Source organism: Microbacterium luticocti DSM 19459 (assembly GCF_000422405.1).
In the GTDB taxonomy this organism is placed as follows: domain Bacteria; phylum Actinomycetota; class Actinomycetes; order Actinomycetales; family Microbacteriaceae; genus Microbacterium; species Microbacterium luticocti.
The window spans coordinates 159,579-174,629 of sequence record NZ_AULS01000004.1 but is presented as its reverse complement, the minus strand read 5'-3'; the positions used below and the strand labels follow the sequence as shown (position 1 = coordinate 174,629).

The 15,051-nt window shown below is 70.4% G+C and carries 12 protein-coding genes; 7 read left to right on the top strand and 5 right to left on the bottom strand.

Features of this window, described 5'->3' with window-relative positions; all coding sequences use genetic code 11:
* Positions 1-38: 38 nt before the first annotated feature.
* A complete protein-coding gene (locus tag H577_RS0106960; RefSeq protein ID WP_029145352.1) occupies positions 39-1,505 on the top strand; it encodes a peptide MFS transporter in 1,467 nt (488 codons plus the stop codon).
* Positions 1,506-1,527: 22 nt separating this feature from the next.
* Positions 1,528-2,490: a formylglycine-generating enzyme family protein gene (locus H577_RS0106955; RefSeq protein WP_029145351.1), complete on the top strand. Its 963-nt coding sequence runs from the start codon at positions 1,528-1,530 to the stop codon at positions 2,488-2,490.
* A 19-nt stretch (positions 2,491-2,509) separates the two neighbouring features.
* Here the strand turns inward: H577_RS0106955 and H577_RS0106950 are convergent, their stop codons facing one another.
* Positions 2,510-3,685: a thiolase family protein gene (locus tag H577_RS0106950; RefSeq protein WP_029145350.1), complete on the bottom strand. Its 1,176-nt coding sequence runs from the start codon at positions 3,683-3,685 to the stop codon at positions 2,510-2,512.
* A 151-nt stretch (positions 3,686-3,836) separates the two neighbouring features.
* On the opposite strand from H577_RS0106950, the gene fdhD reads away from it, so the two are divergent.
* Complete coding sequence (gene fdhD, locus H577_RS0106945; protein ID WP_029145349.1) at positions 3,837-4,706, top strand: formate dehydrogenase accessory sulfurtransferase FdhD; 870 nt, start codon at positions 3,837-3,839, stop codon at positions 4,704-4,706.
* A 31-nt stretch (positions 4,707-4,737) separates the two neighbouring features.
* The gene (locus H577_RS0106940) at positions 4,738-7,035 is read left to right on the top strand and encodes an FdhF/YdeP family oxidoreductase (protein ID WP_029145348.1); all 2,298 of its coding nucleotides are present in this window, start codon (positions 4,738-4,740) and stop codon (positions 7,033-7,035) included.
* On the opposite strand, the gene purU is transcribed toward H577_RS0106940, so the two are convergent.
* The 3 genes from purU to H577_RS0106925 all read right to left on the bottom strand — a co-directional run bounded on the left by purU (position 7,028) and on the right by H577_RS0106925 (position 10,899).
* Positions 7,028-7,903: a formyltetrahydrofolate deformylase gene (gene purU / locus H577_RS0106935; protein ID WP_029145347.1), complete on the bottom strand. Its 876-nt coding sequence runs from the start codon at positions 7,901-7,903 to the stop codon at positions 7,028-7,030. The two genes, H577_RS0106940 and purU, sit on opposite strands and share 8 nt — an antisense overlap.
* A gap of 58 nt (positions 7,904-7,961) precedes the next feature.
* Complete coding sequence (locus H577_RS0106930; protein ID WP_245570351.1) at positions 7,962-8,795, bottom strand: serine hydrolase; 834 nt, start codon at positions 8,793-8,795, stop codon at positions 7,962-7,964.
* A gap of 112 nt (positions 8,796-8,907) precedes the next feature.
* Positions 8,908-10,899 (bottom strand): M13 family metallopeptidase, encoded by a 1,992-nt coding sequence (locus tag H577_RS0106925; RefSeq protein WP_029145345.1) that lies wholly within the window; start codon positions 10,897-10,899, stop codon positions 8,908-8,910.
* Positions 10,900-11,012: 113 nt separating this feature from the next.
* On the opposite strand from H577_RS0106925, the gene H577_RS0106920 reads away from it, so the two are divergent.
* From H577_RS0106920 to H577_RS0106910, 3 genes are all read left to right on the top strand, one after another.
* Positions 11,013-11,585, top strand: a complete 573-nt coding sequence (locus H577_RS0106920) for an isochorismatase family protein (RefSeq protein ID WP_029145344.1) — start codon at positions 11,013-11,015, stop codon at positions 11,583-11,585.
* 9 nt (positions 11,586-11,594) lie between these two features.
* A complete protein-coding gene (locus H577_RS0106915) occupies positions 11,595-12,917 on the top strand; it encodes an MATE family efflux transporter (protein ID WP_029145343.1) in 1,323 nt (440 codons plus the stop codon).
* A 151-nt stretch (positions 12,918-13,068) separates the two neighbouring features.
* The gene (locus H577_RS0106910) at positions 13,069-14,181 is read left to right on the top strand and encodes a hypothetical protein (RefSeq protein WP_169566263.1); all 1,113 of its coding nucleotides are present in this window, start codon (positions 13,069-13,071) and stop codon (positions 14,179-14,181) included.
* 216 nt (positions 14,182-14,397) lie between these two features.
* Here the strand turns inward: H577_RS0106910 and H577_RS0106905 are convergent, their stop codons facing one another.
* Positions 14,398-15,051, bottom strand: a complete 654-nt coding sequence (locus H577_RS0106905; RefSeq protein ID WP_051191839.1) for a TrmH family RNA methyltransferase — start codon at positions 15,049-15,051, stop codon at positions 14,398-14,400.

Sequence of the window (15,051 nt, the reverse complement as noted above, 5' to 3'; positions counted from 1 at the left end):
GTCACGACAGATCCGTGCACCGCGATTACCGTTGTTGCATGACTGCGCCGACTTCGACCCATACCGGCAGCCACGACACGCGATTCTTCGGGCAGCCGTGGGCCCTTGCCCACGTGTTCGGCGTGGAGATGTGGGAGCGCTTCAGCTTCTACGGCATGCAGGGCATCCTGCTGATCTACTTGTACTACTCGGTCACCGACGGCGGCCTGGGTGTACCCCAGGCGGTGGCCGGCGGCATCGTCGGCGCGTACGGCGGCGCGGTGTACCTGTCGACGATCCTCGGCGCCTGGGTCGCCGACCGGATGCTGGGATCCGAGCGGGTGCTGTTCATCAGCGCGATCGTGATCATGTGCGGCCATGTCGCGCTCGCGCTGCTGCCCGGGTACGCCGGCGTCGGGGTCGGCCTGGTACTGGTCGCGCTCGGCTCGGGCGGGCTGAAGGCCAACGCCACCTCGGTGGTGGGCACCCTGTACGCCCCCGACGACACCCGTCGCGACGCCGGATTCTCGCTGTTCTACCTGGGGATCAACCTGGGTGCCTTCTTCGGGCCCATCCTCACCGGCATCCTGCAGCAGCGCATCGGCTTCCACTTCGGGTTCGGACTCGCCGCCATCGGCATGGCGGCCGGGCTCGTGCAGTACTCGTTCGGCCGCCGCGGCCTGCCCGACCAGTCGCGGCACGTGCCCAACCCGCTGCCGCGGCGCCGCTACCCGCTGGTCGGGATCATCGCGGCCGCGGCGATCGTGCTCATCGCGGTGTGCGTACTGACCAGGCTCATCCGCCCCGACAACCTGAGCGACATCGTCATCGTCGCCACCCTGGCTGCGGCGATCGCCTACTTCGCGGTGATCCTGTCCAGCCGCCGCATCGACGCCACCGAGCGGTCGCGGGTGTGGGCGTTTCTGCCGCTGTTCGTCACGAGCGTCGCGTTCTGGTCGCTGTACCAGCAGCAGTTCACCGTGCTCACGGTGTACTCGGACGAGCGGCTGGACCGCAACCTGTTCGGCTGGACGATGCCGGTGTCGTGGGTGCAGTCGATCAATCCGGTGTTCATCATCGTGCTCTCGGGCGTGTTCGCCGCGGTCTGGACGAGGCTCGGCCGACGCCAGCCGACCACGCCGCTGAAGTTCGCGATGGCGGCGGTGATCATGGGCTGCGCGTTCCTGCTGTTCCTGCCGTTCTCAGGCGGCGGGCCGAACTCGACGCCGCTGGTGGCGATCGTCGGCATCCTGCTGGTGTTCACCATCGCCGAGCTGCTGCTCTCTCCGGTCGGCCTGTCGGTGGCGACCAAGCTCGCCCCCGCCGCGTTCCAGACACAGATGGTGGCGCTGTTCTTCTTGTCGGTGGCGCTGGGCACCGCGGTATCGGGGTGGCTGGTGCAGTTCTACGACCCGCACAACGAAACCCCCTACTTCGCGATCCTCGGCGGCATCGCGATCGTGATCGGCATCGGACTGGGCCTGTGCGCCAAACCCGTGCTCGCCCTGATGCGGGGTGTGCGATGAGTCGCCGGGCACGGCACCGGCGATGACCTCCGGATGCGGCCCGGGCTGCACGTGCGGCACCCCGGGGCGTGACCGGTTCGTGCCACTGTCTCCGGCGCGGCCGCAGGCTGCGGCATCCGCCCCCGCTGCCGGAGTGCACCGCATCGAGCAGGCGCGCATTCCGGCCGGGACGTTCACGATGGGTGACTCGTCGGGCGACCGCAACCCCGGCGACGGCGAGGTGCCACGCCACCGGGTCAGGCTCGACGGGTTCGTCATCGACGCGACCTGCGTCAGCAACGACGATTTCGCCCGGTTCACCGACGACACCGGGTACCGCACCGACGCGGAACAGTGGGGCTTCTCGGCGGTGTTCCACCTGGCGGTACAGGCGCCGGACGACGACGTGATGGGCCCGGCCGCAGGCACCCCGTGGTGGCGGGGCGTGCGCGGCGCCGATTGGCGACACCCGGGCGGGCGGAACTCGTCGATCGACGGGCTCGGCGACCACCCCGTGGTGCACGTGAGCTGGAACGACGCGGTCGCCTACTGCGCCTGGGCCGGGCGCCGACTGCCCACCGAGGCGGAATGGGAGTACGCGGCCCGCGGCGGCCTGCACGAGAAGACATACCCGTGGGGAGACGACGAACCCGCCGCCCCCTGGCCGATCAACATCTGGCAGGGCACGTTCCCCACCGTCAACACGCTCGAGGACGGCTGGCTCACCACGGCGCCGGTGCGCACGTTCACCCCGAACAGGTACGGACTGTGGCAGAGCGTGGGCAACGTGTGGGAGTGGTGCCAGGACCGGTTCGACCCCGGCTACTACGCGGTCTCACCCGAGCAGAACCCGCCAGGGCCCGCGCACGGTGACACCCGGGTGCTGCGCGGCGGCAGCTACCTGTGCCACCGCTCGTACTGCAACCGGTACCGGTGCTCGGCCCGGTCGCACAACACCCCCGACTCGTCGATGGGCAACGCCGGGTTCCGCACCGTCGCGCTGTGACGGCGGCCGAACGACCTCTCTACCGCTCGAGCACGACGGCCAGGCCCTGACCCACGCCGATGCAGATCGCCGCGACCGCCACGCCTGTCCCGCGCCGGGCGAGCTCGTGCGCGGCATGACCGACGATGCGCCCGCCCGACGCCCCGAGCGGGTGGCCGATCGCCAGCGCGCCGCCGTGGATGTTGACCTTCTCGGGATCGAGGTCGGGCCAGCCGGCGATGTCGGCGAGCGCCTGTGACGCGAACGCCTCGTTCAGCTCGACGAGGTCGACGTCGGCCCAGGTGCGCCCGGCCCGCGCGAGCGCCTTGTTCGCAGCCTCGATCGGGGCCAGCGGGAACACGTCCGGGTCGACGCCGTGCACCCCGCGCCCCGCGATCCGGGCGAGCGGCTCGGCATCCAGCGCGCCCTCGGCCCCGAGCAGCACGGCCGAGGCGCCGTCGTTGATCGGTGACGAGTTGCCGGCGGTCACCGAGCCGTTCCCGTCCGGCGCGAACAGCGCCCGCAGCCCGGCGAGCTTCTGGATCGACGTGTCATCGCGGATCCCCTCATCGCGGGCCAGCTCTGCCCCGGGCACCTGCACGATCTCGCCGTCGTAGACGCCCTGCGCCCAGGCATCCGCCGCCAGCCGGTGCGACCGCAGCGCGAACGCGTCCTGCTGCTCGCGCGTGATGCCCCCGTCGCGCGCGACCTTCTCGGCCGACTCGCCGTTCGAGATGGTCCAGTGCGCCGGCAGGGCCGGGTTGACCATGCGCCACCCGATCGAGGTGTTCCACATGGTCTGGTTGCCGGTGGCAGGCCATGGCCGCGCCGACTTCTCGACGATGAACGGGGCACGGCTCATCGACTCGACCCCGCCGGTCAGCACCAGCTGCGCGTCGCCGGTTTCGATGGCCCGCGAGCCCTGGATCACCGCCTCGACCGACGAGGCGCACAGCCGGTTGACGGTGACGCCGGTGACGGATGTCGGGAACCCCGCCAGCAGCGCACCCATGCGCGCGATGTTGCGGTTGTCTTCGCCGGCCTGGTTCGCATCGCCGAAGATCACGTCGTCGATGCGTGCGGCCTCACAGCCGGTACGCTCGACGATCGCCCGCATCACGACGGCGGCCAGGTCGTCGGGCCTCACGCCCGCAAGCGCACCGCCGGCGCGCCCGAACGGGGTGCGGACGGCGTCGTAGACGTAGGTAGCGGTCATCTCACTCCTTCGTGGGGGTCAGCTCGATCGTATTCGCACCGAACACCCCGCGCGCCGTGAAGCCGGCCGCGCCTTCCGGTGCCCGTCCGGTGGGAACGGGGTACCGTGGAGGAAGTCGAGGACGCAGGGTCGCGGCCTCGCGGAGGGTGCGATGGGCAGGGTCACGGCACGGACGAAGATCGTGCATCTGACCGTGGGCGGTGCGGCCGACGCGGCGATGGTGCGCCGTATGGACACGCTCGCCGCCGAGGAGCCGCTGGAGATCCGGGTGGGATCGCGGCCGCTCGCGGTCACCATGCGCACGCCCGGCGACGACGTCGAGCTGGCGGCGGGGTTCCTCGTCTCGGAGGGGGTGATCACCCGCGCCGAGCAGTTCGCTTCGGCGATCCACTGCGCGGGCGCCGACTCGCGCGGACCGGACGGCGCGAACACCTACAACGTGCTCGATGTCGCCCTGGCTGCCGGCACCGCGCCGCCGGACCCGGCCCGGGCGCGCCATTCGTACACCACCAGCGCCTGCGGCGTGTGCGGGGCCGCGTCGATCGACCAGGTGCGCACGAGCTCTGTCTTCGACGTGTCGGCCGACGACGTGCGCGTGGACATCGCCGTACTGGCCCGCCTGCCCGAGGCGCTGCGTGCGCGGCAGGCGGTGTTCGACCGCACCGGCGGCCTGCACGCCGCCGCGCTGTGCGACGCGCGCACCGGCGACGTGCTCGCCGTGCGCGAAGACGTCGGCCGGCACAACGCTGTCGACAAGGTCATCGGCTGGGCGGTGCTGCACGACCGGCTGCCGCTTCGCGGCACGGTGCTGCAGGTGTCGGGCCGGGCGAGCTTCGAGCTCGTGCAGAAAGCGGTGATGGCCGGCATCCCGATCCTGTCGGCGGTGTCGGCGCCCTCGTCGCTGGCGGTCGCGCTGGCCGAGACATCCGGCCTCACCCTGGTCGGTTTCGCGCGCGGCACCTCGATGAACGTGTATGCGGCGGCCGAACGGATCGCCGTGGACGAACCGGTACCGGTGTGAGCCGGCGCGACGCGAAGGAGCGTGGACCACGATGACCGCCAGGGCCCCCATCGAGGACGTCACCGAAGACGCCGCCGTCATGCAGGTCGGCGAGCCCAAGCACTGGGCGGCGGGCGTGCCCGGCATCGCGCACGCCATGGGGCCGGCGATCGCCGACATGGGCGCCGGCCGTGCCCTGACGCTGCTCACCGACATGAACCAGAAGGACGGGTTCGACTGCATGAGCTGCGCGTGGGCCGACCCCGAGCATCGCAAGACGTTCGAGTTCTGCGAGAACGGTGCGAAGGCGGTCACCTGGGAGGCGACGCCGGTGGTGATCCCCACCACGTTCTGGGCAGAGCATCCGATCAGCTCGCTGCGCGAGCGTTCGGAGTACTGGCTGGGCATGCAGGGCCGGCTGGTCGAACCGGTGTACAAGCCGGCCGGCGACGACCACTACCGCCCGATCTCGTGGGACGACGCGTTCACCCTCATCGCCGATCGGCTGAAGGCCATGGAGTCGCCTGACCAGGCCACGTTCTACACCAGCGGCCGCACCGCCAACGAGACCGCGTTCGCGTACCAGCTGCTGGCCCGGGTGCTGGGCACCAACAACCTGCCGGACTGCTCGAACATGTGCCACGAGTCCACCGGCATCGCCATGGGCGAGACGATCGGCATCGGCAAGAACACCGTCGCCTACAAGGACTTCGCCAAGGCCGACCTGATCATCGTGATGGGTCAGAACCCCGGCACGAACCATCCGCGCATGCTCACCGCGCTCGAAGAGGCGAAGGATGCCGGTGCCCAGATCGTCGCGATCAACCCGCTGCTGGAGGCGGGCCTGGTGCGGTACAAGAACCCGCAACGGGTGCGGGGCATCATCGGCCACGGCACCGGCATCGCCGACCAGTACCTGCAGATCCGCGCCGGCGGGGACGGCTGGCTGATGAAGGCGATCTCGCAGCGCGTGTTCGCCGCCGAGGACGCGAACCCCGGCACCGTGCTCGACCACGCCTTCCTCGCCGAGCACTGCCAGGGGCTGGACGAGTTCCGCGAGAGCCTGGCAGACCTCGACCCCGAGACGGTGCTGCGTGCCACGGGGCTGTCCACCGCCGAGATCGACGAACTGGCCGAACGCTATCTGCACGCCGACCGGGTCATCATCACGTGGGCGATGGGGCTGACCCAACACCGCGACGCGGTGAACATCATCAAAGAGGTCATCAACCTGCTGCTGCTGCGCGGCAACATCGGCAAGCCCGGCGCCGGCGCCTCGCCGATCCGCGGACACTCCAACGTGCAGGGCGATCGCACCATGGGCATCTGGGAGCAGATGCCCGACGCGTTCCTGGATGGGCTGGGCCGCGAGTTCGGATTCGAGCCGCCGCGCGCACACGGCTACGACGTGGTCAAGGCCGTCGAGGCGATGCGTCAGGGGCGGACGAAGGTGTGGATCGCGATGGGCGGCAACCTGGTCTCGGCGGTCGCCGACACCCGCGCCGCCGAAGAGGGGTTCGCCAAGGTCGGGCTGAACGTGCAGATCTCGACCAAGCTGAACCGCAACCACCTCACCGTCGGCGACGAGGCGCTCATCCTGCCGGTGCTCGGCCGCACCGAGATCGACATGCAGGCCACCGGTGAGCAGATCCTGTCGGTCGAGGACTCGGTCTGTGCCATCCACGCCAGCCGCGGCAAGGTGCAGCCGCTCTCGCCGCTGCTGCGCTCCGAGATCTCGGTGATCGTCGGCATCGCCCGGGCCCTGTTCGGCGACGACGGTCCGGTGGACTGGGCGAGCTTCGAGTGCGACTACGACGTGATCCGCGACCACATCGAGCACGTCGTGCCGGGTTTCGAGCACTTCAACGAGCGCCTCCACCGCGACGACGGGTTCATCCTGCCGCACGGGCCGCGCGATTCGCGCACCTTCCCGACTGCGACCGGCAAGGCGATGATCACCGTCACCGACCTGGAGTACATCGACTGCCCGCCCGGTCGGTTGCTGCTGCAGTCGATGCGCTCGCACGACCAGTTCAACACCACCGTGTACAGCCTGAACGACCGCTACCGCGGCATCAAGAAGGGCCGCCGCGTCGTGTTCGTGCACCCCGACGACCTCGCCGAGCTCGGCATCGCCGACGGTGCTCTCGTCGACGTGCACAGTGAGTTCTCGGACGGGGTCGACCGGGTCGTGCGCGCGTTCAAGGTCGTCGCCTACCCCACCTCCCGCGGCTGCGCGGCCACATACTTTCCCGAGGGCAACCCGCTGGTGCCGCTCGGGTTCACCGCCCTGGGCAGCAACACACCGGCATCCAAGTCGGTCGTGGTGCGCCTCGAACCGGTCAGGTGAACACGATGGTGTGGTTGCCGTGGCGGATGATGCGGTCTTCGGCGTGCCATTGCACCGCACGCGCCAGCACGGCACGTTCCACGTCGGCGCCGCGGGCCTGCAGATCGCCCGCGGTCATGGAGTGATCGACCCGGGTCACGTCCTGTTCGATGATGGGGCCGGCGTCCAGCTCGCGGGTCACATAGTGGCTGGTGGCGCCGATCAGCTTCACGCCGCGTTCTTTGGCCTTGCGGTAGGGGGCGGCGCCGACGAAGGCGGGCAGGAACGAGTGGTGGATGTTGATCACGGGCACCCCGACGGCATCCAAGAAGTCTTCTGAAATGATCTGCATGTACCGGGCCAGCACCAAGAAGTCCACGTTGCCGCGCACCAGGTCGAGGATCTTCGCCTCGGCCGCGGACTTGTCGGCGCCGGCGGAGGGCACGTGGAAGAACGGGACCGAGAAGCTGCGGACGTCGTCGGCGGTGACGGTGTGGTTGGAGATGACCATCGGGATCGTCACCGGCAACTCGCCGCGGCGGTGCCGCCACAGCAGCTCGAGCAGGCAATGGTCGCTGGTCGAGACCAGGATGCCCATGCGCTTGGGGATGGACTGGTCGGTGAGCCGCCACCTCATGCCCAACGGCGTCAGCGTCGCGTGAAGGTCGGCGTCGATCTCGTCGATCGCGGCGGCAAGGTCCGGCCTGTGGAACACGACCCGCTGGAAGAACGCACCCCCGGCGGGGTTGTCGGAGTACTGGTCGAGGGTGACGATGTTGCCGCGGTTGCGGGCGATCAGCCCCGACACCGCCTGCACCAGTCCCGGCTGGTCCGGGCCGTGCACGATCAGACAGGCGTGATCGGCGGGGGCGTGTGGCAGGGTCGGCATGCGTGTGACTCCTTCTGTCGCGTTCGTTCCCAGTCTGACCGATGCCGCCCGGGATGGGTCAGAACGCGTATTCCATGAGTTCGACGCCGAGCGTGCGGAACACCTCGTGTGCGCGCAGCCGGTGCATGATCGACAGGTCGTCGAAGCACACGATCAACGCGTACGAGACGCCGGCGCGCGGGCCGGCGAGCACGCCCGCTTCGGCACGGATGCCACGGTCCCGGCCGGTCTTGTTGATGAAGAGCAGCCCGTGCTCGTCGTTGAAGTGCGCGAACGGGTCGAGCCCGGTCGCCGACGCCACCAGCGACAGGTCGTGGTTCAGGCTCAGCCACTCCGCGACCTGGGCGCTGACTGCGGCGCTGACCGCCGCGGAATTGACCAGTGCCGCGAACATCTGCGCGAGCTCGCGCGCGGTGGCCAGGGCCACATGCGGGGCGTCGTCGGGTCCGCGCCGGTCACGGAACCGGTCGAGCAGGGCGGAGCGCTTCAGCCCCAGCTGCTCGATCCGTCCTCGCACCGCCGGCAGCCCCACGCGGGCGATGAGAGCGTTGGCGGCGGTCGCATCGCCGGCGGCCGCGGCCAGCACCGCCAGATCGCCGATCGGCAGCGCCGGTGCCTTGAGGTGCTGCCAGAGTCCGCCGACCTCGACCCGCTCGATGCCGTCGCGGTCGACGATCTCGAGCGGGTCGAGCGTGCCGGACTCGATCTGGGCGGCCACCTCGATCAGCAGCGGTACGACGCCGAGCCCGGCCACCGGCAGTGTGACGAAGTCGTCGCCGCCGAGCACCGGTGTGCCGCGGTCGAGGTCGTCGATGCGCACCGACACCTTCGCGCCCGCCGCGGCGAGCTCGTCGAGCGCCTTCAGCGTGGCCGTGAAGCTGCGTTTGCCCACTGCCGCCCTCCTCGGCAGGGGCTTGCTGCTGCGCCGCGACCCCCGTAGCGGCGCCGTCTCCCGTCTGGGCTCTGGGGGCGTGCCCACTGTCGTCCTTCCGCGTACTGTCAGGTCACCAGATGGTGACGCGCTGATCGGTCGGCAGCCAGAGCGCGTCGGAATCGGTGACCTCGAACGCGTCGTAGAACGCGTCGACGTTGCGCACGATCTGGTTGCACCGGAACTCGTTCGGCGAGTGCGGGTCGATGGTCAGCAGGCGGATGGTCTCAGCATCCCGCCCCTTCTGCCGCCACACCTGCCCCCAGCTCAGCAGCAGGCGCTGGATGCCGGTGAACCCGTCGATCTCGGGCGCCTGCCCGCCGCCCAGCGACAGCTCGTACGCCTTGATCGCGATGCCGAGCCCACCCAGGTCGCCGATGTTCTCGCCGATGGTCAGGGCGCCGTTGACGTGGTGCTCGTCGGACAGCCCGACCGGCACGAGCGCGTCGTACTGCGCGATGAGGTCCTTGGTGCGCTGCTCGAAGGCGGCACGGTCGGCGTCGGTCCACCAGTCGGCGAGCTTGCCGTCGCCGTCGTACCGGCTGCCCTGGTCGTCGAAACCGTGGCCGATCTCGTGGCCGATGACCGCGCCGATGCCACCGTAGTTGGCCGCGGCATCGCGCTCGGCGTCGAAGAACGGGTACTGCAGGATCGCCGCCGGGAACACGATCTCGTTCATCAGCGGGTTGTAGTAGGCGTTCACCGTCTGCGGGGTCATGAACCACTCGTCACGGTCGATGGGCTGCCCGATCTTGGAAAGCTGCCGGTCGTGCTCGAACACGTGGGCGCGGCGCACGTTGCCGATCAGGTCGTCGGCGTCGATCTGCAGGGCCGAATAGTCCCGCCAGCGCACCGGGTAGCCGACCTTCGGGGTGAACGAGTCGAGCTTGGCGAGGGCGCGCTGCCGGGTCTCGGGGCTCATCCACTCCAGCTGCGAAATGCTCTGCCGGTAGGCCTCGATCAGGTTGCCGACCAGCTCGTCCATCGCCTCTTTGGCGGCGGGCGGAAAGTGCCGCTCGACGTACACCCGGCCGACGGCCTCGCCGAGCGCGGCCTCGACGATGCCGACGCCACGCTTCCACCGCTCGCGGTTGGCCGGCACACCGGTGAGGGTGGTGCCGTAGAACGCGAAGTTCTCGTCGACGAACGGGTCGGGCAGGAACGGGGCGGCGGCGTGCACGACCTTGAAGCGCAGCCAGGCCTTCCAGTCCTCGAGCCGGGCGGGCACCAGCAGCGCACCGAGCGCTTCGATGAAGCTCGGCTGGTACACCACGGCCTCGTCGAACGCGTGCTCGTGCCCGGCCGCGACGGCGTCGCGCCACGGGTCGAGGTCGACGCCGGCGAGCCGGCCGATCTCATCCCAGGTCTTCAGGTTGTAGGTGGCGACGGCGTCACGGCTGCGCACGTTGTCCCAGTGGCCGGCGGCGACGTCGGCTTCGAGCCGGTAGATCCGCTCGGCGACGGATGCCGCATCCTCGCCCGGTTCAAAGCTGTCGGCGGCCGTGATGCCGGCCAGCTGCAGCATCCGTGCGATGTGGGCACGGTACGCCTCGCGCACCTCGGCGAAGTTCTCCAGCCGGTAGTAGCTCTCGTCGGGCAGGCCGATGCCGCTCTGGATGAGGAAGGGCACGTACCGTTGCGGATCGCCGGGGTCGGGCTCGACGTACAGGTCGATGATGCCGCCGACCCCGTCGCGTTCGAACCGGCCGACGGTGGCCAGGAACGCGGGGATCGAATCGATGGCGTCGACCTCGGCGAGCCGGTCCGCGATCGGGGCGGTGCCGAGTTCGTCGATGCGGGTCGTGTTCATGAAGCTCGCGTACAGGTCGCCGATCTTGCGGGCTTCGGTGCCCGGCTCGGCGTGCTGCATCTCTTCGACGATCGTGCGCACCTGGGCCTCGGCCTGCTCGGCGAGGAAGTGGAACGAGCCCCACCGCGCCTTGTCGTCGGGGATGTCGGTCTGCTCGATCCAGGTGCCGTTCACGTGACGGAACAGGTCGTCCTGCGGGCGGATGTCGGCACTGAACGCGTCGACCTCCAGTCCCGAACGGGGGGTTTCGGTCATGCGTTCCAGGATATGCCGCCCGGCTGTGCTTCACACCGACGTCGAGGGCGGATGTCGGGGGGCGCTCGTACTCTGAGAACACGCGAGCCCGAACGGGCGACGAAGGAGGCACGATGACGACCTTGACCAACCGGCCGAACACGGCGCTGCTCGTGGTGGACGTGCAGAACGACGTGGTCGGCGCAGCCTACGAACGGGATGCGGTGGTCACGCGCATCCGCGACCTGGTGGAGCGCGCGCGCACGGCCGGCGTGCCCGTGGTGTGGGTGCAGCACCGCGACGACGAGCTGGTGCCCGACACCGACGGCTGGCGCATCGTGCCCGAGCTGGAGCCGGCGCCCGACGAGGCCGTGGTGCACAAGGAGTACGGCGACGCGTTCGAGGGCACCGACCTTCAGGCAGTGCTCGACCGGCTCGGCGCCGGCCGGCTGGTGGTCAGCGGCGCCGAGACGGATGTCTGCATCCGCTCCACGATCCACGGCGCGTTCACCCGCGGGTACGACACCACGCTGGTCGCAGACGCTCACACCGCCGGCGACAAGACCGCGTGGGGTGCGCCGCCGGTCGACCAGGTGATCGCGCACACGAACCTGTACTGGTCGTTCCAGGGCGCACCCGGCCGTACCGCGGCCGTGGTCGACGCGGCCGACGTCGACTTCACCGGCGGCGCCGATGCGCGCCCCTAGGCTCGGAGGGTGAGTCGAGCAGACACGCTGAACCGCGACATCCTGAGCCTCGCGGTGCCGGCGCTGGGCGCGCTCATCGCCGAGCCGCTCTTCTTGATCGTCGATTCGGCGCTGGTCGGTCACCTGGGTGTCGTGCCGCTGGCGGCGCTGGGCATCGCGTCGGCCGTGCTGCAGACGATCGTCGGACTCATGGTGTTCCTGGCGTACTCCACCACGCCCGCGGTGGCGCGGCGGTTCGGCGCCGGTGACAGCCGCGACGCGGTGTCGGTGGGCATCGACGGGATGTGGCTGGCGCTGGGCCTGGGCGCGGTGCTCGCGCTGGTCGGCTACCTGTGCACACCGGCGCTGGTCGGGCTGTTCGGGGCGGGGGCCGAGGTGGCCGCCGACGCGCGCACGTACCTGGGCATCTCGATGTGGGGGCTGCCGGCGATGCTCATCGTCTTCGCGGCGACCGGCCTGCTGCGGGGCATGCAAGACACCGTCACGCCGCTGTGGATCGCCGGCACCGGGTTCGCCGCCAACGCGCTGCTGAACGCCCTGTTCATCTACGGGGCCGGCTGGGGCATCGCGGGTTCGGCATTCGGCACGGTGCTGGCCCAGTGGGGCATGGTGGCCGCGTACGCGTTCGTGATCGGGCGGCTGGCGCGGCGGCATCGGGCGTCGCTGCGCCCGCAGCGCGAGGGGGTGCGCGGGTCGGCCCGCTCGGGGGTGTGGATGTTCGTGCGCACGGTGTCGTTGCGGGTGGCGCTGCTGTCGACGGTCGCCGTGGCCACCTCGTTCGGCACGGCGGAGCTGGCCGGCTGGCAGGTGGCGTTCACGATGTTCTCGACGGCGGCGTTCGCCCTGGACGCCCTGGCGATCGCCGCGCAGGCGCTGATCGGCAAGGGGCTGGGGGCGGGGTCGGTCGGCGAGGTGCGCCGGGTGCTGCGGCGCACCCTGGCGTGGGGCGCCGGGTTCGGCGTCGTGGTCGGCGCCGTGATCGGAGGGCTCTCAGGCTGGATCGGTCTGCTGTTCACCGGCGATGCGGCGCTGGCCGCGCTCGTGCAGCCGGCGCTGGTCGTGCTCGCGGTGGCACAGCCGGTGTGCGGGATCGTGTTCGTGCTGGACGGCGTGCTCATTGGCGCGAACGACGCACGCTACCTCGCGATCGCCGGCGGTGTGAACCTCGTGGTGTACGTGCCGGTGCTCGTCGCGCTGTGGCTGTGGCATCCCGCCGGCGCGGCAGGGTTGAGCCTGCTGGCGGTCGCGTTCTTCGGCGTGTACATGCTGGCGCGCGTGGTGACCCTGGGCTGGCGCATCCGCCGACCCGAGTGGCTGACCCAGCCGGCGTGAGCCACTCGGGTCGGCGTGCCGGCCGATCCGGAACCTTCCGGGGCGAAAACCTGCGGTGCGGCGGCGTGCTGGGTACGGTGAAACAGGCCGACCGTGACGCAGACGGCGTCGTGCGGCCGACGACAAGGGGGAACGAACGATGGTGCATGCTGTGCAACGAAGGGCACGGGTGCTCGTGATCGCCGTGATGGCGGCGATCGTGCTGGCCGTGGGAGCGGGGGCTCCGGCATGGGCGGATTCGACGTCGGACATGACGCAGATCGACACCCAGCTGGGCAAGGCGATGGACACGTTCACCGCCGTGTACGGCGACAGCTCGGCGTCGCTGAGCGATGCCGAGGCCGCAGCACGCGACTTCGAGAAGGCCGCGGCGAAGGCGCAGAAGGACTTCCAGCGCGTCGCCGACGGCGAACAGAACAAGGACCTGGCCGCATACGGCACGAAGTTCGCCGGCATCGCCGGTGACATGGCGAGCGCGGCCAAAGGCATCGGCGCACTCTCGACCCAGGACGAGTCCGCGCTGTCGAAGGCCGAGAGCGCCATGAACGACGCGATCGACGCGTACTCGAGCACGGCCGACGAGTACAACGAGTTCATCAAGACGCTGCCGGCCAATCCGACCAACGACCCGGCGTTCGTGCTGTGGTTGACGGTTCTGATCGTCGGCGTCGTGTACCTGCTGCTCACACTGCTGTTCGCACTGCTCACCCGAAAGCAGCAGGGCCTGCTGCCCGCCAAGGTCGACAAGAAGGGCACGGTGCAGCAGGCCTCGCTGAGCCGGCTGCGCTGGATGGTGGTGCTCTGGGCCGGCGTGTTCGTCGTGGGTGCGGCGATCCCGTTCGTGCAGGTGATCGTTGCCGAGATGAGCACCACCGGCGAGTACACCTACCGGGTGTTCTGGTACCCGCTGGCGATCGGCGCGGCGCTGTCGGTGATCGGTCTGGTGCAGTACTTCGTGGCTGCCGCGAAGGTGCGCCGCGAGGGATCGGCTCAGCCGCACGACCCGTCCGCCATGCCCGCCGACGGCATGCCGGTGCCCGTCGGGCCGGACGGTGTGCCGGTGGCGCCGGCCGGTACCGCGGCGCCGCCGGCCTACGCGGTCGCGCCCGGACAGCCCGCCCCGGCCGTTCCCCCGGCGCCCGGGCAGCCGACCCCGGGCGCCTCGGGCCAGACCGCGCCGACCGATCCGGCAGCCGGGTCGGCACCGGGCACCCAGCCGCCGGCGGCACCGCCCGCCGGACCGGACGCGCCGCAGCGCGACTGACACGCCGAACGGGGGCGTCGGGCTACGGCTCGGCGCCCCCGCGGCATCCCGCAGCAGGAGAAATCACCAGATCAGGAGCTGGGAGCGCGCTCACGTCCTGTCGCCGCGATTTCTCCTGTCCTCGTGCCTGGCTCTGCCGCGGGGCTGTGCGTGGCTCTGCCGTGTGGCGGTGGACGATCTCGCCGGGCTACGGTTCGGCGCCCCCGCGGCATCGGGCTACGGCCGCGCCCAGCGGCGGCACCATTCGTACATCACCACGGCGGCCGCCGCCCCCGCGTTGATCGAACGGGTCGAGCCGTATTGGGTGATCTCGACGATCCCGGATGCCACGGCCACCGCTTCCGGCGAGAGCCCGGGCCCCTCCTGGCCGAACATCAGCACACACCGTTGCGGTAGATCGGCCTCCGGCAGGGCCACGGCCCCGGCGACGTTGTCGACCGCGATGATCGGCAGGCCGGCGGCATCCGCCCACTGCGCGAACGCCGCGATGTCGGGGTGGTGCTCGACATGCTGGTACCGGTCGGTTACCATGGCCCCACGACGGTTCCAGCGGCGGCGCCCGACGATGTGCACGGTGTGCGCACCGAACGCATTGGCGCTGCGCACGATCGAGCCGATGTTCATGTCGTGCTGCCAGTTCTCGATCGCAACGTGGAACCCGTGTCGCCGGGTGTCGATGTCGGCGACGATCGCCTCCATGCGCCAATAGCGGTAGCGGTCGATCACGTTGCGCCGGTCACCGTGCGCGAGCAGGTCGGGGTCGTACCGATCGTCCTGCGGCCACGCATCCCTGCCGCCGGGCCACGGACCGACCCCGTGCGTGTGCTCGACCGGATCGTGCGCGGGATCGGGCGCGGTCTCGTGCGGCAG